The sequence below is a fragment of the Dactylosporangium darangshiense genome, from assembly GCF_039537565.1.
Lineage (GTDB): Bacteria > Actinomycetota > Actinomycetes > Mycobacteriales > Micromonosporaceae > Dactylosporangium > Dactylosporangium darangshiense.
The window spans coordinates 176,884-197,907 of record NZ_BAABAT010000008.1; the positions used below are offsets into that span (position 1 = coordinate 176,884).

The window sequence follows — 21,024 nt, forward strand, 5'->3', positions numbered from 1 at the left end:
GCGCTACACCTCGATGTGGGAGCCCATGATGACGGTCCGCTCGCGGGGCAGGCCGAAGTGCTCGGCGGCGTCGGCGGTGATGTACGACGTCGCGATGAAGAGGCGTTTGCGCCAGACCGCCATCGTCGGGTTGTCGCCGCGGCGCAGCTCGATCTTCGACAGGAAGTACGACGCCTGCTCGGGCCGATCGGTGGCGCCCTCGGTCTTCGAGGCATCGAGCAGGCGCAGGGTCGAGGTCAGGTCGGGGGTGTCCATGTAGCCGAAGCGGACGGTGACGTGGACGATGCCGTCGTCGGCGTACCCGAGGTCGTCGACGCTGATGCGGTCCTGCGTGGCGACGCGCGGGACCGGCAGGGTCTCCAGCGACATGATCAGCACGTGCTCGTGGCGGACGTGGTTGTGCTCGACGTTGGCCCGCATCGCCAGCGGCGCCGTCTCCTTGCCGCGGTTGAGGAACACCGCGGTGCCGGGGACCACGCGGGTCAGCGACGGGTCCGAGCGCAGGCGCTCGATGAACTCGTGCAGCGACCCCTCCTGCCGGCGGCGCTCGGCGGTGACGATCTCGCGGCCCTTCTGCCACGTCGTCATGACGGTGAACGCGGTCAGGCCGATGAGCAGCGGCAGCCAGGCGCCGTGGACGAACTTCGTCAGGTTCGCGGCGAAGAACAGCAGGTCGACCAGCAGCAGCACCGCGGCGCCGGGGGCGAGCAGCCACACTGGGGTGCGCCACTGGCGGTGGGCGATGTAGAAGAACATCAGGGTGGTGATCGTGATCGTGCCGGTGACCGCCATGCCGAAGGCGAAGGCGAGGGCGGCGGAGCTGCGGAAGGCGAACACGAGGGTCAGCACGGAGACCATGAGCAGCCAGTTGATCCACGGCACGTAGATCTGGCCGATCTGCGACTCGGAGGTGTGCGCCACCCGCAGCCGCGGCAGGTACCCGAGCTGCGCGGCCTGCGCCGCCACCGAGTACGCGCCGGTGATGACGGCCTGCGAGGCGATGACGGTCGCGGCGGTCGCCAGCAGCACCAGCGGCAGGCGGGCCCAGCCGGGCACGAGCAGGAAGAACGGGCCGGCGATGTTGGAAGGGTCGTCGAGAATGAGGGCGCCCTGGCCGAAGTACGACAGGGTGCACGCCGGGAACACCAGCCAGACCCAGGCGCGGGTGATCGAGCGGCGGCCGAAGTGGCCCATGTCGGCGTACAGCGCCTCGGCGCCCGTCACGGCGAGCACGACCGCGGCGAGGGAGAAGAAGGCGACGCCGAAGTGGCCGGCGAGGAAGCCGACGGCGTAGGTCGGCGACAGCGCCTTGAGGATCTCCGGGTGCTTGCCGATGCCGACCACGCCGAACACGCCGATGGTGACGAACCACAGGATCATCACGGGGCCGAAGACCCGGCCGACGGCGGCGGTGCCGCGCCGCTGCACGAGGAACAGCGCGATGATGATGACCGCGGTGATCGGCACGACGGCGTCGTCGAACGACGGCGACACGAGCTTCAGGCCCTCGACGGCGGACAGCACCGAGATCGCCGGGGTGATCATGCTGTCGCCGAAGAACAGCGCGGCGCCGAAGATGCCCAGGCCCGCGAGGATCGCGGCGGCGCGCCCGCCGCCCTTGCCACCCCAGCGGCGCAGCAGGGTGATGAGGGCCAGGATGCCGCCCTCGCCGTCGTTGTCGGCGCGCATCGCCAGGAGCACGTACGTGACGGTGACGATGATCGTCACGGACCAGAAGACGAGGGAGACCACGCCGTACACGTTGTTCGCGCTGACCGGGACCGGGTGCGGGTCGCCCGGGTTGAAGACCGTCTGCAGCGTGTAGATCGGGCTGGTGCCGATGTCGCCGAACACCACGCCGAGCGCGCCGATCACGAGCGCCGTGCTCACCGACTGTTGCCGTCCGCTCACGGCGATCCTCTCGACACGGGTGGGTCCCCGGCGGACAGTACCCGCCGGGGACCCCGGGAGCGCCCGGTTCAGCCCTATACGAACGAGCGGACCTGGGACAGCACGATGGTGTCGGTGAGGTACGTCAGGTGGTTCTCGCACGCGACGTAGGTGTTGGTGGCGCCGCTGAGCACGGTGCTGGTGTACGGGATGATGACGCCGTCGCAGGGGGAGTACCAGGTGTGGTACACCGTGCTGCCCGGCGTCTCGTCGCCGGCGCTCAGCGTCGCGATGAACGACGAGCCCGGGTACATCTGCTGGCACGTGACGAACACCAGGCAGGCCCCGGCGGCGGTGGTGCCGTGGTTCGCGCCGGCCAGGGAGGCCAGGTGCGCGACGCTTCCGGCGCCGCCGAGCTGCTTGAGATACCAGAGGCTGACGAGGCCACCCATGGAGTGGTTGACGATGTCGACCTTCGACCACCCGGTGCGCGACTTGACCTGGTTGACGAAGGACGCCAGCCCCTGCGCGTTGCTGACGTTGTTGCCATACGAGTTGTACTCGTACGCGAAGAGCTCGCTGCTGCTGTACCCGGCGGCCATGAACACCGACTCGGCGGTGACCCAGTTGGACGCGCTGCCGGTGTACCCGTGCACGAACACGACCGGCCGGTGCGCCGTCGCCGCGTGCGCCTGGGTGGCCGGAGCGGCGAAGACCAGCGCCGCGCAGGCCAGCACGAGCGCGAGAACCCGTCGCATGGGGGACCTCCTCGATCTTGGGGGAACGGCTCGGCGGAAACCGTCGATCGAAGCGTGCCGATCGTGCAGGCGCGGGCGCATCGGCGAAATCGCCGGTGCGCCGGTCAGGACATGACGCGGGCGAGCTCGGTGCGGGAGCGCACGCCGAGCCGCACGAAGATGTTGCGCAGGTGGTGATCGACGGTGCGCGGGCTGACGAACAGCGCCGCCGCGATCTCCCGGTTGGTCGCACCGCCGGCGACGAGCCGCGCGATGCGGTCCTGCTGCGCCGTCAGCCCCGGCCGCCCCTCGAGCTCGGCCCCTGGCGCGTGGTCCCCGGCCGCGCGCAGCTCCGCGGCCGCCCGCTGCACCCACGGCGCCGCCCCGAACTGCTCGAACGTCGCCAGCGCGCTGCGCAGGTGCTCCCGCGCCGCGGCGGGCCGTCGCCGCCGGCGCAGCTCCTCGCCGTACAGCAGCTCGGTCCGCGCCCGCGCGAACGCCGAGTCCCCGGCCAGGTGCAGCCGCAGCGCCTCCCGGAAGTGCGCGTCGGCCTCGTCGTCGGCGCCGGCGAGCAGCCCGTGGCAGCGCGCGGACAGCGCCAGCCAGGTGGGGTTGGCGGTGCTGCCCGCCCACAGGTCATAGGCTTCGAGCACCTGCCGCGCGGGCCCCGGATCCCCGCACCGCACCACGGATTCCACGAGCGTCGGAATGGCCGGCACCTGTACCCCGAGATGCCCGCGCCCCACCGCCGTGCGCATCACGCCCCACAGCCGCCCGGCGGCGTCGGCGTGCCGCCCTTCGGCGACGTCGACGAGGCTCGCCGCCCACACGCACATCGCGCGCGCCTGGCTGTCGATGTCGACCCCCGCCCGGGCCCGGCACCGCCGCACCCACCCCCGGCACCCTTCGGCGTCGCCGAGCATGCCGGCGATGACGGCGAGCAGCCCGCAGCAGTTGTCGGCGACGGCGTCCTGCCCGGTCGCGGCCGCCAGCCGCAGCCCTTCCCCGGCGTTGGCCCCGGCCAGGTCGAGATCCCCGAGCGCGAGGGCCGCCGTGGCGGCGACTTCGAGCGCCAGCGGCTCGGTCGCCCGATCCCCGACCCCGCGGGCCAGCCGCGCGGCCCGCGACGCGAGCCGATGCGCCACTTCGTCCTGCCCGACGATGATCCCCGCCCAGGCGGCCCGCACGAGCGCCGGCGGCTCGTCGATGACCGCGGCCAGCTCCAGCACCCTCCGCAGCGGCTTCGCGGCTCGCTCCGGCTGCCCGCGGAACCCGGCCGCAAGCCCTTCGAAGTGCGCGAACAGCATCTCGTCCACCGCCCCGCCCTCGTGGCCGGCTGGGCGGAGACCCAGCGCGAGCGCCGCCACCTCCGGGAAGCGGTCGTGCCTTCCTGACGCGCACAGGGCCTCCCCGGCCAGCTCGAGCGCGCGCAGCGCACGCCGCCCCGGCAGCCGCGCGGCGGCCGACAGCAGCGTGTGCTGGGCGTCCGCCGAGGCGCCGGTGCGCAGCTCGATCTCGCCGAGCAGGAGTTCACGTTCGGCATGCAGCTTCGGCGGTACCGAAGCAGCGAACACCCCGCGCAGCAGCAACCGCGCCCGATGCGGCTCCCCACCGCGCCACGACAGCCGTGCCGCGGCCAGCGTCCGCTCGGCGGCGCGCGCCGGATCGGCGGTCAACGCAGCCGCCCGCTGCAACGCGGCAGCGGCCAGGCCAGGCGCAACCCCTTCGGCGGCGGCCGGCTCGTCGGCGAGCCCGCCATCCGCGTCGCCGGCAACGCCCGTCCGGCGCAGCGCGGCGGCGATCGGCTCGACGGTGGTCGGTTCGGTGGTGAGTGCCCCAGAGACCCCCGTCTGGCGCGGCGTGGCGGTGTTCGGTTCGCCGGCGGTCGCAAGGTGAGGCGCGGCGGCGGTCGGTTCGGCAGTGACTGCGCCGGCGGTGGCCGGGCGGTGCAGTGCGGCGGCGACCAGCTCCGCGGCGAGGCCGTCGTCGGGGCCGTCGGCGACGGCGGCCCGGTGCAGCGCCGCGGCCAGGGCGGCGGCCGGCTCGCCGGGTTCGCCGGGCAGGTCGTGTGCGAGGGCGGCCAGCCGGCGGTGGGCGGCGTGGCGCTCGGCGAGGCCGGCCTCGGCGTACACGACGGGGGCCAGCAGCGGCGGGCCGAACCGCACCCAGCCGTCCTCGACGTGCACCAGCTCGGCGCGTTCGGCGGGGCCGAGGTCGGTGGGCGGGTGACCGGCGGCGAGCAGCAGCGCGGCCCGGCAGCCGGGCAGGCCGCCGGGAACGCCGCCGCGGGCGCCGCCGGCCGGGGCGCCGGGGCCGAAGGGTGCGCGGGCGCCGGCGGTGAGGGCCGCCGCGGCGGCGAGCACGAGGACCCGGCGCGCGGGGGTGGGCAGGGTGCGCAGGACCGCCCGGTACTCCCGGCGCAGCAGGCTGTCCCGTGGCGGCGTGCCCGGCGGGGCGGCCTCGCCGCGGCGCTGGTCGTCGTCGAGGGCGGCGGCGAGCTCGACCAGGGCGCGGGGGTTGCCGGCGGCTAGGCCGGCGAGGACGCCCGCGACGTCGCCGGCCAGGTCCGGTACCGCATCCGCCAGCACGTCCCGGCTCTCCCGCAGGTCCAGAGGTGCGAGGCGGCGCCGGGGCAGGCCGGCGAGGGCGGCCTCGGCGGCGGCGCAGCCGGGCGCGTCGCGCAGGGCGAACAGCATCGCGATCGGCTCGCCACCGGTGCGCCGCGCGGCAAGGGCGAGGGCGTCGAGCGAGGCCCGGTCGAGCGCGTGCGCGTCGTCGACGACGCACACGACGGGGCCGGCGGCGGCGATCGACCGCAGCACGGCCAGCGCCGCCAGGCCCGCGGCCAGCCGATCGCCCGGCGCGTCGCCGCCGCCGCGCCGGTCGTCCCGGTCGTCCCGGTCGTCCCGGTCGTGCCGGTCCTGCCGATCGTCCCGGTCGTGCCGGGCGTCCGGGTCGTGCAGAAGGCCCCGGCCGTCCCGGTCGTGCGGAAGGTCCCGATCGTGCGGGGAGTCCTGGCCGGGCCCGGCGAGCGGCCGATGGATGCCGGCCGGATAGGCGACCCGCCGGTCGTCGGGCACGGACGCGAGCAGCCGATGCAGCCCGGCGAACGGCAGGGCGGACTCCGCCGGGCATCCGGTGACGGACAGCACCGTGACACCGCCGGCCGCCGGACGGGCGACATTTCCGAAATGTCCGGACAAAGCGGCGGACGGCGTGCCGACGGCGGAGGGGGAGGGCCAAGACGCGGCGGCGAGGAGGGCGGTCTTGCCGATGCCGGCGGGGCCGGTCACCACCAGCGCCGAGCCGCGGCCGGCGGACGCCGCGGCGATCAGCGCGGCGACGGCGGACAGGTCGGCGTCGCGCCCCCGCAGCCAAACTTTCTGCACGGTCGATGCATCAACCATGCCGCCGATTGTTACGCGTCAGTAACGCGGAAGGAAGTGGGTGAGGGTCATTCGACGTGCAGGACGTTTTCCACGCGGGCCAGCTGCAGGGTCCGGGTGATGCGCGGGCCCGGCGAGCGCAGGGTGAGGCGCCCGCCGGCGGCGAACAGGCGGCGGTGCACGTCCAGCAGCATGCCGATCGCCGCGGCGTCCACGAACGGGCACTGCGCCAGGTCGACGACCAGGACGGCCGGCCGCAGGTCGGCGGCCTCGTTGAGGAGGAGGGTGAACCGCGGTACCGACGTGGCGTCCAGTTCCTCCGTGATCACGATCTCGATCGTCGCGGCCGTTGGGCCGGCCGTGCCGCTGTGCATGGTGGTTCTCCCGTCGCCCCCGGGCGGCCGAGTACGTGAGCCACCTTCCGTAAGCGTTCGGCGTCGATGTGGCGACGGGTGCCCGGTACTGTGACGGTTGTATGACATCGGCCCGCAGCGGCGCACCAGGTGGTAGCGGGGTGGGCGCGGGCGGCATGATGCCTCCTATGGCAGGCGTGCTGGTGATCGAGGACGACGACCGCATCCGGCTCTCGCTGGCTCTGGCGCTGGAGGACGAGGGCTACGTGGTGCGCGGCGCGGCGAGCGCGGAGGAGGGGCTGGTCGCGCAGCGTGACCAGCCGGCCGACACCGTGCTCGTCGACCTGATGCTGCCGGGGATCGACGGGTTCGAGTGCATCCGGCAGCTGCGCCGCGGCGACGACGTGCCGATCGTGGTGATCAGCGCGCGCGACGACACGCACGACATCGTCGCCGCGCTCGAGGCCGGCGCCGACGATTACCTGGTCAAGCCCGTGGCGGTGAAGGAGCTCTCGGCGCGGCTGCGGGCGCTGCGCCGGCGCGGGCGCACGGTGCAGGCGCTGTCCAGCCTGGTGTTCGGCGACATGGAGATCCTGCCGGACGCGGGCGAGGTGCGCATCGAGGGCGAGGCGGTGGCCGTGACCCGCACCGAGTTCCGGCTGCTGTGCGAGCTGGCCGAGCACCCGGGGCAGGTGCTCAGCCGCCAGCAGCTGCTGCAGCGGGTGTGGGAGTACGAGATCGGGGACGAGCGGCTGGTCGACGTCCACGTCGGGCGGCTGCGGCAGAAGATCGAGCAGGACTCCAAGCAGCCGCGGTACCTCGTGACCGTGCGCGGCATGGGGTACAAGCTGCAGAAATGACGCGATGGCGGGCTGGGCTGCGCACCCGGGTGGTGGCCGGGTTCGCGGCGGGGGCGCTGACGTTGTCGGCGTCGATGGCGCTGGTGTCGTACGAGGTGACCAGGAGCTCGCTGATCAGCGGGCGCGAGCGCGCGGCGGTGCGCTCGGCGACCTTCGACGCCCGGGTCGTCGCGGCGGGGCTGAGCGCCGAGCACCCGGACATCGCCGGGATGCTGCGCTCGCTCGACAGCGGCGGCAACCGGCGCGTGCTCGTGTTCCACCTCGGCCACTGGTACTCCCGCAATGCCGACAGCGGCGCCGCCACCGCGGTACCGCAGAGCCTGCAACGCCTCGTGAGCGACTCCGGCCAGGGCATCCAGCGGGTGCACGTCGACGGCTCGCCCGCCGTCGTCGTGGGCCTGCTGCTGACGCCGTCGAGCGCGCTGTACGAGATCGACTACCTGCGGGAGCTGGACCAGACGCTGCGCACCCTCGGCTGGCTGCTGACCCTCGCCGCGTCCGTCGTGGCGGCGGCCGGCGCCGGCGTCGGCTGGTACGCCACCCGCTACGTCCTGCGCCCCCTGCGCTCGGTCGCCGACGCCGCGCAGGGCATCACCGCCGGCGACCTCAGCGCCCGCCTCGACCCCGCCACCGACCCCGACCTGGCGCGGCTGTCGACGTCGTTCAACGAGATGGTCGACCAGCTGTCCCGGCGCATCGAGCGGGACCGCCGCTTCGCCGCCGACGTCAGCCACGAGCTGCGCTCCCCGCTGCAGACCCTGGCCGCCTCGGCGAGCGTGCTGGAGCGGCGCCGCGACTCCCTCGACGAGCGCACCGCGATGGCGGCTGGGCTGGTCGTGGCGGAGCTGGCCCGGTTCCAGTCGCTCGTCGACGACCTCCTCGAGCTCTCCCGCGGCGACCTGCCGGCGCAGCTCGCGCCCGTCGACGTCGGCGAGCTGGCCCGCCGCGCGGTGCAGCGCCGCGGCCTGTCGCCGGACATCGTCGAGGCCGCCGGCGGCGAGGACGGGCTGCGGTGGACCGTCGACCGGCGCCGCCTGGAGCAGGTGCTCGTCAACCTCCTCGACAACGCGGTCACGCACGGCGGCGGGCCGGTCGCCGTGCGGGTGCACGCCGCCGGACACGACGGCGTCATCGAGGTCGACGACGAGGGCCCGGGCGTCGCACCGGGCGAGCGCGACGTCATCTTCGACCGGTTCGTGCGCGGCCGCTCCTCGGGCGCCCGCGGCAACGACACGGGCACGGGCCTGGGCCTGTCGCTCGTCGCGCAGCACGTTGCCGCGCACGGGGGCCGGGTGCTGGTGCTCGACCGGCCGGGCGGCGGCGCGCGGTTCCGTATCGAGCTGCCGGGGGTGCGATGAGAAGGCCGATCCTCGTCGTGCTGGCCGCCTGCCTCGCGGCCGGGTGCGGCGTGCCGACCGAACCCACGCCGCGGGCCATCGAGCCGTCGGTCACGATCGGCGCCTACGAGGGGCCGATGGGGCCGGCCTCGCCGGGGACCGCGGTCGAGCGGCTGTACCTCGTGCGCGACAACCAGCTCGTCGCCGTCGACCGCCGCGTCAATGCCGTGCCCGCGCCGGAACGCCAGCTCGAGGAGCTCGTGTCCGGGCCGACGCCGCAGGAGCGCGACCGCGGCCTGGACAGCGCGCTGGTGGGCACGGCGTTCATCACCGGGGTACAGCTGCGCAACGGCACCGCGATGGTCGGGCTGTCGCGCGACAACCCGATCCGCAACGACGAGATCCTGGCGTTCGGCCAGATCGTCTGCACGCTCACGGCCCGCGCCGACGTGGTCGGGGTGCGCTTCGTGCAGGAGGGCCGTGCGATGGAGGTGCCGCGCGCCGACGGTGCGCTCACGTCGGAGATGCTCACCGACGCCGACTACAAGACCCTGATCCGCCTCTAGGAGCGCGCGCGGTCCACGACGATGCTGAACTGGTCCACGCTGCGGATGAGCCCAGACAGCTGCGCGAAGTCGACCGGCTTGCGGAAGTAGAACTCGGTCGGCACGCCGAAGTCGCGCAACATCTGCTCCTCCAGCGGCGAGCTGGTCAGCACGACCACGGTGAGGTCGGACAGGCGCGGGTTGCCCAGCACCCGGTCCAGCACCACCCGCCCGTCGACACCGGGCAGGTTGAGGTCCAGCAGCAGGATGTCCGGCGTCGGCGCCTCGGTGTGCGCGCCGCGCCGCTCGAGGTACTCGATCGCCTCCAGCCCGTTGCCGAGCACCGTCAACGGGTTGCGCAGCCGGTGCTCGCGAAACTCGTCGATCGTGTATGCGACATCGCCCGCATCGTCCTCGACCAGGAGGATGTGTGCGAGGCCGAGTGTCTCCCCGCCGTCCGGGTCGCTCATCTGCTCCCCATTTATTGCAGCTGTGCAATTTTCCGCTACACCGTAACCCACACCCACGGGCGGATCCACCCGGCGCACCAGGGCGCGGGCATACGGCCGCGCTGCCTTCATGCAACGATTGCCGCGTGACAACCGAGCCGCTCGTGGAGGCCCTCCTCGCCGTGAGCCGCAGCATGGTCGCGCTCGCCGCGCGCAACCTCTCGGCGCTGGGGGCCGATGTCACGTTGCCGCAGTACCGCACGCTGGTCCTGCTGGCCGGCGGCGGCCCGCAGCGCAGCGCGGTGCTGGCCAAGGAGCTCGGCGTGGCGCCGTCGACGCTCACCCGGATGTGCGACCGCCTGGTGCGCAAGTCGCTGGTGCAGCGCTTCCATCGGTACAACGACCGCCGCTCCATCTGGCTCGGCCTCACGCCCGAGGGCCGCGACCTGGTCGGGGTGGTGATGGGCGCCCGCCGCCGCGAGATCGAGGCGATCGTGCGCGCCGGCATCCTGCACGCCACCGACGCGGACCTGGCCCTGCTGCACGCCTTCGTCCGCGCCGCGGGCGAGCTCCCCGACGAGGAGTGGTGGCGCAACTGGCGCATCTCGGCCGACCCGGTCGATGGCGCCCAGCCCATGCACCCGAGCCGCAACGGCGGCCCGTTCACCGGGTTGCGCGCCCCGGCCCACTGAGCCGCCCCGGCCATCACGCCACGGGCCCGTTCACCGGTCCACCCGTCCGGCCCACCGAGGGCCATGCCACGTCCTGAGGCGCAGCGGCCAATTCGCCGATTCCTCCGCCGCGGCCGGGACGCGGCGGCCTGCTCGCCGGTTCCTCCGCCAAGGCCCGAGCCGTAGCGGCCTGTTCGCCGGTGCTCTCGGCGCGGCCCGTCGAGGCCGCGCCGACGTCTCCAGCCGCCATGACGGACGTGGCCGCGAAGACTATGCTGATTTTTCGCCTGTCAGGGTATAAGTCCGACAAGTCGTGGCACGGAGTGCCCGACTTGTCGGACCGCTCAGCGCACCCGCGGCCCCGGCCCGGTGAGGCGGGGCACGATCGTGTCGTAGTCCGCCGGCAGCTGCGCCATCGTGTCGCGGAACTCCTCGGCGCCGGCGATGTCGCGCAGCACCGACAGCACCGCCCTCGCGTGCGCGGCGGCGTCCTCGCTCGTCGCGTCCGGGCCCTCGCGGACCGCGACCTCGTCGAGGAGGTCGGCCAGGTCGGTACGGCGAGCGCCGCCGCGGCCCCGCTCCACGCCGCGCTGCAGCGGCGGGTGCAACGGCGGCGGCACGAACGGGCGGAGGCCCTCGACGCGGCGCTCGGGGATGCGCAGCGCGAGCGCCTCCAGGACCGCCTCGCAGGCCACCGTGGCCCGCTCCCGGCCGAGGCGCGCCCGCTCGGCGACAAGGCCGGCGAACTCGCCCGCGGTCAGTGGCCCGGCGTACTCCCTCGGCGGCTCAAGGGGCCCGACCGCGGCCGCTTCGGTCGAACGCCCGCCAAGGCGCACCGGGCCGCCGGGCGTCGACTGGGACGGGCCGGGGTACTCGACGGGGCCGGGCGCCGGCACCGTGCCGCCGGGCGCCTCGCCGCCGCGCAGCACCGGGCCGTCCGGCGTGGCGTCCAGCAGCGACTCGTACTCCTTCGGCAGCTGCGCCGCCGTCTCGCGGAACGACCGCTCGCCGGCGGACGCCCGGATGGCGGCGAAGACCGCCCGGGCGCGCGCCGCGGCCTGCTCGCGGGTGGCGTCGCCCTCCCGGCGCGCTATCTCGTCGAGGAAATCCTCGACCGGCATGCGGTGCGAGCGGCCCTGCCCGAGCACGATGCCGCGCTGGATCGCCGGCCCCAGTTCGGCCGGCAGGCGAGTCTGTAGGTCCTCGAGGTGGCTCCGCCCGACCCGCATCGCGAGGGTCTCCAGGACGGCGTTCGCGGTGCGCTGCGCCTGGTGCGGGTCGAGCCCGCTCCCGCGCGCGACGATGCCGGTGAAGGTGTCGTGGTCCATGCCCGCCCCCAGGGGTTTTCGGCGGTCATTTCGGGACTTTTCCACCGTACGCCGGGCCACTGCCCCCACCAATCGTCCCCGGCGCGCCACCGCGAACCGCCGGACGGCTAGCGGGTCTTGCCCTCGGTGCGCGGGCGGGGCACGCCCTCGACCGCGGTGCACAGGCCGTAGACACGTGCGTGGCCGGTCCAGCCGTTGACGTGCCCGTGGTTGTTGCTGATCTGCACGCGGCGGTTGGCGTGGTCGACGGCGGAGACCAGGTGGACGTACACGGTGCCGGCCACCCGCGCCAGGACGATGTCGCCGGGCTCGACCCGGGCCGGGTCGGCGGGCGCGACGGTCACCAGGGCGCGGCTGCGGATCAGCGGCGTCATCGACTGGCCGGTCGGGCGGAACTGCACCGTCGCGCCGGCCGCCACCCGCGTCGCCATGAGATCGAGCATTCCCATCGCGAGCCAGCGTCGCGCGCGGCCGGCATCCCGCGCGAGCGAATTACGGCCGCGCCGCCACGGGCTCGGCCTCCGCTGCGCCGTCGCCGGCTTCGTGCGAAGGCTCTGGTCCGTCCGACGGCTGCGGCGAAGGCTGCGCGGCGCGACGGCGGCGGTGCAGCAGCAGGGCGGTCAGGCCGCCGGCGAGCAGGCCCCAGAACGCCGAGCCGATGCCCAGGATCGTGGTGCCGGACGCGGTGACCACGAACGTGACGACGGCCGCCTCGCGGCCCTCGGGCTCGGTGACCGCGGTGGCCAGGGACGAGCCCAGCGCCGGCAGCAGGGCAAGGCCCGCGACGGCGACGACGAGCAGCGGCGGCGACAGCAGCACCAGCGCCATGGCCAGGGACGCGCCCAGGCCGAGGGTCAGCTGGCCGGCGCCGAGGGCGACGGTGGCGACCCAGCGGCGGCGCGGGTCGGGGTGGGTGTCGGGGCCGGCGGTGAGGGCCGCGGTGATCGCGGCGAGGTTGACCGCGTGCCCGCCGAACGGCGCCGCGGCGGCGCTGGCCAGGCCGGTGGCCACGAGGAGGGGGCGCAGCGGCGGCGTGTACCCGTACGTCGCCATGACCGCCATCCCGGGCACGTTCTGCGCCGCCATGGTGACCAGGAACAGCGGCACCGCGATGCTCACCACCACGGACGGGTTCAGCGCCGGCACGGTCAGCGCCGCGGCCGGGCGCAGCGCGGCGCCGGACAGGCTCCCGCCGGAGCCGTGCACCGCGATCGCGGCGACGGCGGCGACCAGCGCGCCGGGCACGGCCCACTGCCGGGCGAAGCGGAACAGCACCGCCCACGCCACGATGACCGGCGCGGCCAGCAGCGGCAGTTCGACCATGGCCTTCACCGGTGCGGTGCACAGGCTCAGGATCACCCCGGCGAGCATGGCGCCCGCGATCGGCCGCGGGATGGCCGCGATCGCCCGCGCGAGCCACGGCACCAGCCCGGCGAGGACCATCAGCCCGGCGGCGACGAGGAACGCGCCGACGGCCGCCGGGAAGCCGCCCGGCACGTGCCCGGTCGCGACGAGCAGCGCCGCGCCGGGGGTGGACCAGGCGATGGAGATCGGCATCCGGTACCGCAACCCGAGCCCGATCGCCGTCACCGCGATCGCCAGGCACAGGGCCAGGAGCCCGGAGGCCGCCTGCGCGGGCGTGGCGCCGACCGCGCGCAGCCCGGCGAGCACGACGGTGAACGAGCTCGCATAGCCGACGACGGCGCTGACGAGGCCCGCCAGGACCGGGGGAAGCATGCCGCGGTACCGCATGAGCGCCTCTCGTCGATCGTTCCGTAAACGGAACGCCACAATAACCGGATGGACGCAGGCGGGACAAGCCGTGCCGCACCGGGGCCGGCGAGCGAGCCGAGCGAGGTGGGCGAGCGGCTGCGACGGCTGCGCGAGGCCCGCGGGGTCTCGCTGTCGGCCCTGGCGCGCGCCGCCGGCATCGGCAAGGCGACGCTGTCCGGGCTCGAGCACGGGACCCGCAACCCCACGCTCGAGACGTTGTACGCGGTGGCGGGAGCACTGGGGGTACCACTGACGGCTCTGGTGCTTGCGCCCGGTGATCCGCCGGGGTCCGCCGCGGACGTGCGCGGCGCGGCCGTCACGGCGACCCTGCTCGAGGTCTTCTCGGAGCCGCAGGCCACGTTCGAGCTGTTCTGGATGCGGGTGCAGCCCGGTGTCGTGCAGCACTCGCCGGCGCACGCGCCCGGGGTGACGGAGCACATCACCGTCCACCGCGGCGTGCTGCGGACCGGGCCCGGCGAGGCGCCCCTGGTGGCGCGGGCCGGCGAGCACGTGTCGTTCCGGGCGGACGTGCCGCACGAGTACGCCACCGTGGGCCCGGAGGAGGTCGTGGCGAACCTGCTGATCCGCTCGCCACGCGCGCTCTGATCAGCCGGACCAGGGGCCGGGTCCGTCGGGCGCGGTCAGCTCGGCGACGATCGCGGCCAGCCGCGGCGGCTCGAGGCGGTCCGGCAGCCCGGCGAGCTCGCCGGGCGCGACCCAGCGGTGCCCGCGCAGGGTCTCCTGCTCGTCGGGCATCAGCCCGGCGCGCCCCAGCCCGGGCCGGTCGGTGCCGAAGCGGGCGAGGAAGAACTGCTCGACCCCGACGAGGTGCACGCCGTTCCACCGCATGTCCCGCTCGACGTCGACCTGCCGGTCGAGGATCGCCGCGCCGTCGAGGCCGGTCTCCTCGCCGAGCTCCCGCCGCGCCGTCTGCAGGGGCGTCTCGCCAGGGTCGATCCCGCCGCCGGGCGGTTCCCACAGCAGCGACCCGTCGGACGGGTCCTGCCACTGCAGCAGCAGCAGGCGCTGCCCCGCGTCGAGACATACCACCCGCACGGCCGGTCGATGCCTGATCTGCATGGACCCGACCTTATCCGGTACCGCCGGGCGCCGTACGCTCCACGTAAGTGACCCTCCTGTTGAAGCTGTTGCTCGCGCCCCTGCTCGTCGCCGGCTCGAGCCTGGCCGGGCGCCGCTGGGGCCCGCCGGTCGCCGGGGTCCTCGTCGCCCTGCCGATCGTGGCCGGCCCGATCCTGCTCATCACGTGCCTCGAGCACGGGCCGCGCTTCGGCGCGCAGGCCGCCGCGTCGTCGCTGCTCGGCCTGGTCTCGCTCCTGCTGTTCGTCGTCGTCTTCGGCCACGCCGCCCGACGCCTGCGCTGGCCGGGCGCCCTGGCCGTGTCGTGGGCGGCGTGCCTGGCCGCCGACGCCGGCCTCGCCCAGGTCTCGCTGCCGCCGTACGTCAGCGTCGCGCTGGTGCTGGTGTCGGCCTGGCTGGCGGCGCGCGCCCTGCCCCGCGCCGAGCCCGGCCCGGCGCCCTCCGCGGCCCGCCCGCCGTGGTGGGACCTGCCGGCCCGGGCCGTGGCCACCGGCGCGCTCGTGCTCGTCGTGACCGGTGCCGCGTCGGCGATCGGACCGGCCGCCACCGGGGTGCTCGCGCCGTTCCCGATCGCCACCAGCGTCGTGGCCGCGTTCGCCCTCGCCCGCGACGGCGCGCCCGGCGCGGTGCGGATGCTGCGCGGCGTGCCCGGCGGCCTCGTCGGCTTCGCGGTCTTCTGCCTCATGGTGGCGCTGCTGGTGCCGAGGCTCGGCGCGTACCCGGCGTTCGGCGCCGCGCTCGCCGTCAACCTTGCCGTGCAGGCGGTCGCGCTGCGGGCGGTGCGCACCCGTCGAGCGGCCGGCCCCGCCCCGAGTCCCGAGCACCAAACCTTCACACGGGCCGCACCGTCGTGATGGGACGATGGCCGCATGCTCCTCGCGGTGGTGCTCGGCGTCGCGCTCGGCGTCGCGTCGTTCTCGGCCGACCTGGCCGGCGGCGCGACCGGGGTCATCCTGCAGTTCGTGGCGAGCACCGGCTTCGCGTGGGGCTGCCTCGCCTTCGCCGCCGCGGCGCCGGTCCGGTCGCGGCCGCGGGCGGTCGCCGCACCGGTCGCGCTGCTGTGCTCGGCGACCTGGTGCTACTACGGGCTCAACCTCGCCACCGGGCGCTGGCGCGCCTACGGGCTGGAGCCGGTGCTGACCGCCGCCGCCTACTGGACGGTCCTGTCGGTGGCCGGCGGTGCCGCGCTCGGCGCCCTCGCGCACGTGGTGCGCACCGCGCGGGCGCCGTGGGCGGCGGCCGCCGCCGGGCTCGTCTGCGGCCTGCTGTCCGGCGCCGGCATCGACATCGTGCTGACCCTGCTCGCTGTCGGCGACCACGGCCGCCAGCGCCTGCTCGAAGGCCTGCTGCAGGCCGTGCTCGGCGCGGCGGTGGCGACGTGGGCGTTCGGCCGGCGCCCCGGCCCGCGGTCCTGGCCGCGCTACGCCGCCGCGGCCGCGGTCGCCTGCACCGTCGCCGCGGCCGCCTGGGGCGCGGTCGAGTCGGTCCCGGTCGCCGGCTTCTGAGCCGTCACAGCGCCAGGGCGGCGAGGTCGGCGCGGGCGGCGACGCCGAGCTTCGGATACGCCTTGTAGAGGTGGTAGGCGACCGTCTTCGGGCTGAGGAACAGCTGCGCCGCGATGTCCTTGTTCGACAGGCCCTGCGCGGCCAGCCGGGCGATCTGCAGCTCCTGCGGCGTGAGCCGGGCCGCGCTCGGCTCGGCCCGCGCGGCCGTCGGCAGCCCGGTCGCCTCCAGTTCGGCGCGGGCGCGGGCCGCCCACGGCCGGGCGCCGAGCCGCTCGAACGCCTCCAGGGCGCGTTGCAGGACGGGCCGGGCGTCGGCCTTGCGGCGGGCGCGGCGCAGCCACTCGCCGTACAGCAGCTCGGTGCGCGCCTGCTCGAACGGCCGCGCCGGCAGCTTGAGCGACATGCGGTACTCGTGCTCGTCGCCGCGGAGCAGCGCCCGGCACCGGTGCACGAGGGCCTGCGCCCACGGCTGCCCGGTCCGGTCGGCGAACGCCTCGAGCCGCCCCACCGCCTCGGTCGCGGCGCCGGGGCTGCCGGCCCGCACGGCGGCCTCGACGAGGTCGGGGATGCAGCGGTGCGCGGCGACGTGATGCGCGTGCGGCTGCTCCTGCAGTGCCAGCACCCGTGGTACCGCGGACTCGGGCCGGCCCAGGCCCAGGTCCAGCAGCGCGAGGGCCCACTGCGCCCAGGCGTGGCCGGCGGGCCGCGCGCCCGGCGAGGCGGCGGCGAGGGCGTCGGCGGCGAAGGCGCGGCACGCCTGCTCGTCGCCCTCGATGGCGGCGAGCGTTGCGTGTACCGCGGACAGCTGGCTCACCCACAGCGGCTGCCCGCCGCCGCGGGCGATGGCGAGCCCTTCGGCGGCGCTGACCGCGGCGTCGCGGTGGCGGCCCTGGAACAGCTCCGCCTCGGCGATGAAGAACAGCAGCGTCGGCAGCAGCCCGGCGAGCCCTTCGGCGCGGCACCGCCCGGCGAGCGCGGCGGCCAGGCCGTGCGCCTCGGCGTCCTGCCCGGCCACGAACCCGAAGCCGCACAGCTCGACGAGGTCCCGCGGGTTGCGGGCCGGGTCGAGCGCGGCCCGCCGGTCGGCGACGGCGCCCATCGGCAGCGGCCGCCCCCGCACCGCGGCGACGTGGTAGCGGGCGAGCGGCTCGTCGAGGCGGGCGAGCCGGTCGAGGCACTCGCCGAGCTGGGGTTCGCCGAGGTACCAGGCGGGGTGCACGGCGTGCAGCAGCGCCCGCCCCGCGGTGTCGGGCGCGAGGTCGGCGGCGGCGGTCAGCAGGTCGTAGGCGTTGCGGTGCCCGCCCTGCCAGAACCAGGCCTGCCCCTCGACCCAGCCGACCCGACCGAGGAACGCGGGTTCGCTGTCGATGCCGGCGGCCCGCTCGGCGAGCCGGACCGCGGCGGCGGCGTCCCCGGCCACCAGCGCGTTCTCGGCGGCGAGCAGCAGCCTGCGGGCCTGCGCGGCCGGCGCCTCGCTCAGCTGTGCGGCGCGCTCGTAGGCGGCCGCGGCCGCGCCGTAGCCGCCGCGCTCGCGGGCCTGCCGGGCGGAGCTCTCGAGGGCCTCGGCGACGTCGTCGTCGGGCCCGGTGGCGGCCGCGGCCCGGTGCCAGGCGCGCCGGTCGGCGGCCTCGGGCCCCGGCAGCGCGGCGGCGAGCGCGAGGTGCACCGCGACCCGCTGCGCGAACGGCGCACCGTGGTACACGGCGGCGCGCACCAGGGGGTGCCTGAACCGCAGCGCCGCCGCGGACACTTCGACGAGCCGCGCCTGCTCCGCCGGCCGCAGATCGCCGACCTGCGCGCCCGCGGCCCGCAGGACGACGCCGAGGTCCCCGGTGTCCTCGGCCGCGGCGACCAGCAGCACCGCGCGGGTGGCCTCCGCCAGCCCGTCCACCTGCCCCCGGAACGCCGCGAGGAGCCGCTCGCTCAGCCCGCCGGCCGCGGCCGGCTCGTCGCCGGCGACCCGCGGCAGCTCGATGAGGGCGAGCGGGTTGCCCTGCGCCTCGGCGAGGATACGGTGGCGCACCCCGGGGTCGAGCCCGTCCTCGATGAGCCGAGCGGCATCGGCGTCGGCGAGCCCGGACAGGCGCAGCTCCGCCAGCCCCGGCGCGGCGAACTCGCCGTCGCGCGCGGCGAGCACCAGCGCGACGCCTTCGCCGCCGAGGCGCCGCGCGGCGAACAGCAGCGCGTCGGCGGAGACGGAGTCGAGCCACTGCGCGTCGTCGACGAGGCAGAGCACCGGCCCGTCCCCGGCCGCCTCGGCCAGCAGCGACAGCACCCCGAAGCCGACGAGCAGCCGGTCGGCGGCCGCGGCGGGCCCGAGCCCGAACGCCCCGGCGAGCGCGGCGCGCTGCGGCGCCGGGAGCCGCTCGAGGTGGCCGAGGACCGGGCGCAGCAGCAGGCTCAGCCCGGCGAAGGGCAGGTCGGCCTCGAACTCGACGCCCCCGCCGCGCAGGACCAGCGCCGCGTCGAGCCCGGCGGCCCAGTCCAGCAGCGCGGTCTTGCCGATGCCGGGTCCGCCGCGCACCACGAGGACGCCGCCGGAGCCGTCGCGGGCCGCGTCGAGGAGCTCGCGCAGCCGCTCCTGCTCCCGCTCCCGCCCGTACAGCACGCTGTCGACCCTACATGCCGGCCCGCCTCCGCCCCGGCCCGCGAACCGGGGGCGACGGACGCCGTACCAGTGCGGATTACCTAAGCGATGCCGATTCCGGACCGCGCCGGTCTCCGTAGCGTCGTCGGCGTCGAAGGGGGAACACCATGACCAGCACCGCGATCGCCGCCTCGGCGGCCATCGACCCGGCCGGGGCGCGCGCGCCGCGCGGCGTCCTGCCGGCCCTGCTCACCGTGACGTTCATGACCGCGCTGGACTTCTTCATCGTCAACGTGGCGATGCCGGCGATCCAGCTCGACCTGCGGGCCGGGCCGGCCGCCCTGCAGTGGGTCGTCGCCGGCTTCGGGCTGGCCCTGGCGGCCGGGCTCATCACCGGCGGCCGGCTCGGCGACATCTACGGCCGCCGCCGGGTGCTCTCGGCCGGGCTGACCCTGTTCACCGTCGCCTCGGTGCTGTGCGGCGTCGCGCCGCAGGCGTGGGCGCTGATCGCGGGCCGGGTCCTGCAGGGCGCCGGCGCGGCGATGATCATGCCGCAGACCCTGGCGGTGCTGCGGACCGCGGTGCCGGCGACGGCGCAGCCGAAGGCGTTCGCGCGCTACGGGCTCACGCTCGGGCTGGGCGCGGTCTTCGGCCAGGTCGTCGGCGGGCTGCTGATCCGCGCCGACCTGTTCGGGCTGGACTGGCGGCTGTGCTTCCTCATCAACCTGCCGATCGGCGCCGCCGCGCTGGTGATGCTGCGGGCGGTGCCGGAGTCGCGCGGCTCCGGCTCGCGGCTGGACCTGGGCGGCGCCGCGCTGGTGACCTCGGCGCTCGTGGCACTGGTACTGCCGCTGATCCAGGGTCCGCAGCGGGGGTGGCCGCTGTGGACGTGGCTGTGCCTCGGGCTGGCCGCGGTGCTGTTCGCCGCGTTCGTGCTGCATCAGCGGGGCCGCGCGGGGGCGCTCGTCGACCTGGCGATGTTCCGGCGCCGGGCGTTCAGCACGGCGCTGGTGTCGGTGCAGGTGTTCTGGATGGGCCAGGCGTCGTTCTTCCTGGTGCTGGCGCTCTACCTGCAGTCGGGCCGCGGCCTGTCGGCGCTGGGCTCGGGCGCGGTGTTCATGGCGGTCGGCGGCGGCTACCTGCTCACGTCGACGAACGCGCACCGCATCGCGGCCCGGCTCGGCCGGCACTCGGTGACCGTGGGCGCGCTCGTCATGGCGGCGGGCCTCGCCGCGCTCGCCGTGGCGGCGACGCACTCGGTCGCGGCGCTGCTGCCGGGCCTGGCCCTGGAGGGGGTCGGGATGGGCATGGCCCTGGCGCCGCTGACGACGGTGGCGCTGTCGAACGTGGCGCCGGAGCACACGGGCGCCGCGTCGGGTGTGCTGGCGACGGTGAACCAGACCGGCAACGCGGTCGGCGTCGCGCTGGTCGGGATCGTGTTCTACCGCGCGGCGAGCATCACGGCCGGATTCCAGGCCAGTGTCGTCGCCCTGGTCGTGCTCGAGATCGCGCTGGCGCTGCTGATCCAGCTGCTGCCCCGTCGTTAGTGGGCGGCCGTTCGGCGCCGCCGGTTGCCGGCCTCCATCGCGGCCGGCAGCCGGCGGCGCTCTTCGGCCTCGTACTGACCCGCCTACGGGCGGGTGTCGCCCTCGCCGGTGCGCTGCTTCGCGGTGTCGACGCCCTTGTCGATCTGCTCGGTGTACTTGCCTCCGGTCTTCTTGTCGGCGGCCTCGCCGCCCTTCTCCAGTCCCTGGTCGACCTTGTCGTCGTGCTTGTGCACGAGGTCCTTGACCTTGTCGAAGAAGCTGTTCATGGTGCAGAGCTACCCGCCGGATCGGCCCCTACACCGAAGAAGTCACCCCCGTGCGGAGGGTGGCACACCATGTGCGAGCCACGGACGTAGCGCGACGCCGGTCGCGTGCTCGACGGCCTGGCGCACCTCGGCCGGGTCCTGCGGCTCGTCGGTGTTCAGCAGCGCCTGCAGGGCGCCGGTGACGGCGCCGACGAATGCGCCGACCAGGGCGGCGGCGGTGACGGCGTCGAGCTCGTCCGGGAACGCGGCGGCGAGGTGCCGGGCGATCTCCTGCTGGGCGTCGAGCTGGATCTGCAGTGCCCGGCCGCGCACGGCGGGCACCTGGCGGACGAGCCGCATCCGCAGCGCGGCGAGCCGGCCGGTCATGTCGTCGCTGTCGTCGCCGACGCGCTGCAGGGCGCGCAGCAGCACCTCGGCGGGCCCGTCGCCGGGGCCGCGGGCCTCGATCTCGCGCACGGCGGCGCTCACCCGCACGTCGGACTCGGGGAAGAGCAGCTCCTCCTTCGTGGCGAAGTACCCGAAGAAGGTCCGCGTCCCGATCTCCGCCGCGGCGGCGATGTCCGCGATCGTCGTCTGCTCGTAGCCGTCGCGCTCGATCAGCTCGACGGCCGCCTCGACGATTGCCTGCCGGGTGCGCCGGCGCTTCAGGTCCCGCAACGACATGCGGTACACCATATCGCATCGAGTGTGAG

At 75.5% G+C, this 21,024-nt stretch carries 20 protein-coding genes; 8 read left to right on the forward strand and 12 right to left on the reverse strand.

The features are described from left to right. Positions 1-3: 3 nt before the first annotated feature. The 4 genes from ABD901_RS17870 to ABD901_RS17885 form a co-directional block, all read right to left on the reverse strand. On the reverse strand, positions 4-1,911 hold the full coding sequence (locus ABD901_RS17870; protein ID WP_345128048.1) for a potassium transporter Kup: 1,908 nt from the start codon (positions 1,909-1,911) through the stop codon (positions 4-6). 74 nt (positions 1,912-1,985) lie between these two features. Further along, positions 1,986-2,648, reverse strand: coding sequence for an esterase/lipase family protein (locus ABD901_RS17875; RefSeq protein WP_345128050.1), 663 nt, complete (start codon positions 2,646-2,648; stop codon positions 1,986-1,988). Positions 2,649-2,752: 104 nt separating this feature from the next. Next, positions 2,753-6,034, reverse strand: coding sequence for a helix-turn-helix transcriptional regulator (locus ABD901_RS17880; RefSeq protein WP_345128051.1), 3,282 nt, complete (start codon positions 6,032-6,034; stop codon positions 2,753-2,755). Positions 6,035-6,081: 47 nt separating this feature from the next. After that, positions 6,082-6,387, reverse strand: a complete 306-nt coding sequence (locus ABD901_RS17885) for an STAS domain-containing protein (protein ID WP_345128052.1) — start codon at positions 6,385-6,387, stop codon at positions 6,082-6,084. A gap of 167 nt (positions 6,388-6,554) precedes the next feature. On the opposite strand from ABD901_RS17885, the gene ABD901_RS17890 reads away from it, so the two are divergent. From ABD901_RS17890 to ABD901_RS17900, 3 genes are read left to right on the forward strand one after another with little or no spacing between them, the layout of a single operon-like run. Then, positions 6,555-7,226 (forward strand): response regulator transcription factor, encoded by a 672-nt coding sequence (locus ABD901_RS17890; RefSeq protein ID WP_345128054.1) that lies wholly within the window; start codon positions 6,555-6,557, stop codon positions 7,224-7,226. Continuing rightward, positions 7,223-8,584, forward strand: coding sequence for a HAMP domain-containing sensor histidine kinase (locus ABD901_RS17895; RefSeq protein WP_345128056.1), 1,362 nt, complete (start codon positions 7,223-7,225; stop codon positions 8,582-8,584). Before ABD901_RS17890 ends, ABD901_RS17895 begins: the two co-directional genes overlap by 4 nt. Then, positions 8,581-9,129, forward strand: coding sequence for a GerMN domain-containing protein (locus tag ABD901_RS17900; protein WP_345128058.1), 549 nt, complete (start codon positions 8,581-8,583; stop codon positions 9,127-9,129). The genes ABD901_RS17895 and ABD901_RS17900 overlap by 4 nt, the downstream gene beginning before the upstream one ends. Here ABD901_RS17900 and ABD901_RS17905 read toward each other — a convergent pair. Next, positions 9,126-9,578 carry a response regulator gene (locus ABD901_RS17905; RefSeq protein ID WP_345128061.1) on the reverse strand — a complete coding sequence of 151 codons (453 nt, stop codon included), beginning with the start codon at positions 9,576-9,578 and terminating at the stop codon, positions 9,126-9,128. The genes ABD901_RS17900 and ABD901_RS17905 overlap by 4 nt on opposite strands. A gap of 125 nt (positions 9,579-9,703) precedes the next feature. Here ABD901_RS17905 and ABD901_RS17910 point away from each other — a divergent pair, with 125 nt between their 5' ends. Beyond that, entirely contained in the window at positions 9,704-10,249 is a 546-nt protein-coding gene (locus tag ABD901_RS17910) for a MarR family winged helix-turn-helix transcriptional regulator (RefSeq protein WP_380132761.1), read from the forward strand. Positions 10,250-10,572: 323 nt separating this feature from the next. On the opposite strand, the gene ABD901_RS17915 is transcribed toward ABD901_RS17910, so the two are convergent. The 3 genes from ABD901_RS17915 to ABD901_RS17925 all read right to left on the reverse strand — a co-directional run bounded on the left by ABD901_RS17915 (position 10,573) and on the right by ABD901_RS17925 (position 13,308). Next, complete coding sequence (locus tag ABD901_RS17915; protein WP_345128062.1) at positions 10,573-11,556, reverse strand: DUF2267 domain-containing protein; 984 nt, start codon at positions 11,554-11,556, stop codon at positions 10,573-10,575. A gap of 107 nt (positions 11,557-11,663) precedes the next feature. Continuing rightward, positions 11,664-12,005, reverse strand: a complete 342-nt coding sequence (locus ABD901_RS17920) for a S24 family peptidase (protein WP_345128064.1) — start codon at positions 12,003-12,005, stop codon at positions 11,664-11,666. Positions 12,006-12,048: 43 nt separating this feature from the next. Continuing rightward, positions 12,049-13,308, reverse strand: a complete 1,260-nt coding sequence (locus ABD901_RS17925) for a benzoate/H(+) symporter BenE family transporter (RefSeq protein WP_345128066.1) — start codon at positions 13,306-13,308, stop codon at positions 12,049-12,051. Positions 13,309-13,356: 48 nt separating this feature from the next. On the opposite strand from ABD901_RS17925, the gene ABD901_RS17930 reads away from it, so the two are divergent. Next, a complete protein-coding gene (locus tag ABD901_RS17930) occupies positions 13,357-13,935 on the forward strand; it encodes a helix-turn-helix domain-containing protein (RefSeq protein WP_345128067.1) in 579 nt (192 codons plus the stop codon). Here ABD901_RS17930 and ABD901_RS17935 read toward each other — a convergent pair whose 3' ends face one another. Continuing rightward, positions 13,936-14,409, reverse strand: a complete 474-nt coding sequence (locus tag ABD901_RS17935; protein WP_345128068.1) for an NUDIX hydrolase — start codon at positions 14,407-14,409, stop codon at positions 13,936-13,938. A gap of 47 nt (positions 14,410-14,456) precedes the next feature. Between ABD901_RS17935 and ABD901_RS17940 the strand changes: the two genes are divergently transcribed. Together ABD901_RS17940 and ABD901_RS17945 are read left to right on the forward strand one after the other, a co-directional pair. Then, on the forward strand, positions 14,457-15,281 hold the full coding sequence (locus tag ABD901_RS17940; protein WP_345128070.1) for a hypothetical protein: 825 nt from the start codon (positions 14,457-14,459) through the stop codon (positions 15,279-15,281). A 15-nt stretch (positions 15,282-15,296) separates the two neighbouring features. Then, positions 15,297-15,932, forward strand: coding sequence for a hypothetical protein (locus tag ABD901_RS17945; RefSeq protein WP_345128071.1), 636 nt, complete (start codon positions 15,297-15,299; stop codon positions 15,930-15,932). A 4-nt stretch (positions 15,933-15,936) separates the two neighbouring features. On the opposite strand, the gene ABD901_RS17950 is transcribed toward ABD901_RS17945, so the two are convergent. Next, positions 15,937-18,540: a helix-turn-helix transcriptional regulator gene (locus ABD901_RS17950; RefSeq protein ID WP_345128073.1), complete on the reverse strand. Its 2,604-nt coding sequence runs from the start codon at positions 18,538-18,540 to the stop codon at positions 15,937-15,939. A 146-nt stretch (positions 18,541-18,686) separates the two neighbouring features. On the opposite strand from ABD901_RS17950, the gene ABD901_RS17955 reads away from it, so the two are divergent. Then, positions 18,687-20,066, forward strand: a complete 1,380-nt coding sequence (locus tag ABD901_RS17955) for an MFS transporter (protein ID WP_345128074.1) — start codon at positions 18,687-18,689, stop codon at positions 20,064-20,066. An 83-nt stretch (positions 20,067-20,149) separates the two neighbouring features. Here ABD901_RS17955 and ABD901_RS17960 read toward each other — a convergent pair whose 3' ends face one another. Continuing rightward, the gene (locus tag ABD901_RS17960; RefSeq protein ID WP_345128076.1) at positions 20,150-20,332 is read right to left on the reverse strand and encodes an antitoxin; all 183 of its coding nucleotides are present in this window, start codon (positions 20,330-20,332) and stop codon (positions 20,150-20,152) included. Positions 20,333-20,374: 42 nt separating this feature from the next. Beyond that, entirely contained in the window at positions 20,375-20,995 is a 621-nt protein-coding gene (locus tag ABD901_RS17965) for a TetR/AcrR family transcriptional regulator (RefSeq protein WP_345128078.1), read from the reverse strand. Positions 20,996-21,024: the final 29 nt, after the last annotated feature.

Excerpts from the sequence above, each read along its gene's own strand:
- ABD901_RS17965 (WP_345128078.1), bottom strand. The coding sequence starts at position 20,995 with ATGTCGTTGCGGGACCTGAAGCGCCGGCGCACCCGGCAGGCAATCGTC.
- ABD901_RS17900 (WP_345128058.1), top strand. The coding sequence starts at position 8,581 with ATGAGAAGGCCGATCCTCGTCGTGCTGGCCGCCTGCCTCGCGGCCGGG.
- ABD901_RS17895 (WP_345128056.1), top strand. The coding sequence starts at position 7,223 with ATGACGCGATGGCGGGCTGGGCTGCGCACCCGGGTGGTGGCCGGGTTC.
- ABD901_RS17945 (WP_345128071.1), top strand. The coding sequence starts at position 15,297 with ATGCTCCTCGCGGTGGTGCTCGGCGTCGCGCTCGGCGTCGCGTCGTTC.
- ABD901_RS17905 (WP_345128061.1), bottom strand. The coding sequence starts at position 9,578 with ATGAGCGACCCGGACGGCGGGGAGACACTCGGCCTCGCACACATCCTC.
- ABD901_RS17885 (WP_345128052.1), bottom strand. The coding sequence starts at position 6,387 with ATGCACAGCGGCACGGCCGGCCCAACGGCCGCGACGATCGAGATCGTG.
- ABD901_RS17890 (WP_345128054.1), top strand. The coding sequence starts at position 6,555 with ATGGCAGGCGTGCTGGTGATCGAGGACGACGACCGCATCCGGCTCTCG.
- ABD901_RS17925 (WP_345128066.1), bottom strand. The coding sequence starts at position 13,308 with ATGCGGTACCGCGGCATGCTTCCCCCGGTCCTGGCGGGCCTCGTCAGC.
- ABD901_RS17955 (WP_345128074.1), top strand. The coding sequence starts at position 18,687 with ATGACCAGCACCGCGATCGCCGCCTCGGCGGCCATCGACCCGGCCGGG.
- ABD901_RS17875 (WP_345128050.1), bottom strand. The coding sequence starts at position 2,648 with ATGCGACGGGTTCTCGCGCTCGTGCTGGCCTGCGCGGCGCTGGTCTTC.
- ABD901_RS17935 (WP_345128068.1), bottom strand. The coding sequence starts at position 14,409 with ATGCAGATCAGGCATCGACCGGCCGTGCGGGTGGTATGTCTCGACGCG.
- ABD901_RS17920 (WP_345128064.1), bottom strand. The coding sequence starts at position 12,005 with ATGGGAATGCTCGATCTCATGGCGACGCGGGTGGCGGCCGGCGCGACG.
- ABD901_RS17880 (WP_345128051.1), bottom strand. The coding sequence starts at position 6,034 with ATGGTTGATGCATCGACCGTGCAGAAAGTTTGGCTGCGGGGGCGCGAC.
- ABD901_RS17915 (WP_345128062.1), bottom strand. The coding sequence starts at position 11,556 with ATGGACCACGACACCTTCACCGGCATCGTCGCGCGCGGGAGCGGGCTC.
- ABD901_RS17960 (WP_345128076.1), bottom strand. The coding sequence starts at position 20,332 with ATGAACAGCTTCTTCGACAAGGTCAAGGACCTCGTGCACAAGCACGAC.
- ABD901_RS17930 (WP_345128067.1), top strand. The coding sequence starts at position 13,357 with ATGGACGCAGGCGGGACAAGCCGTGCCGCACCGGGGCCGGCGAGCGAG.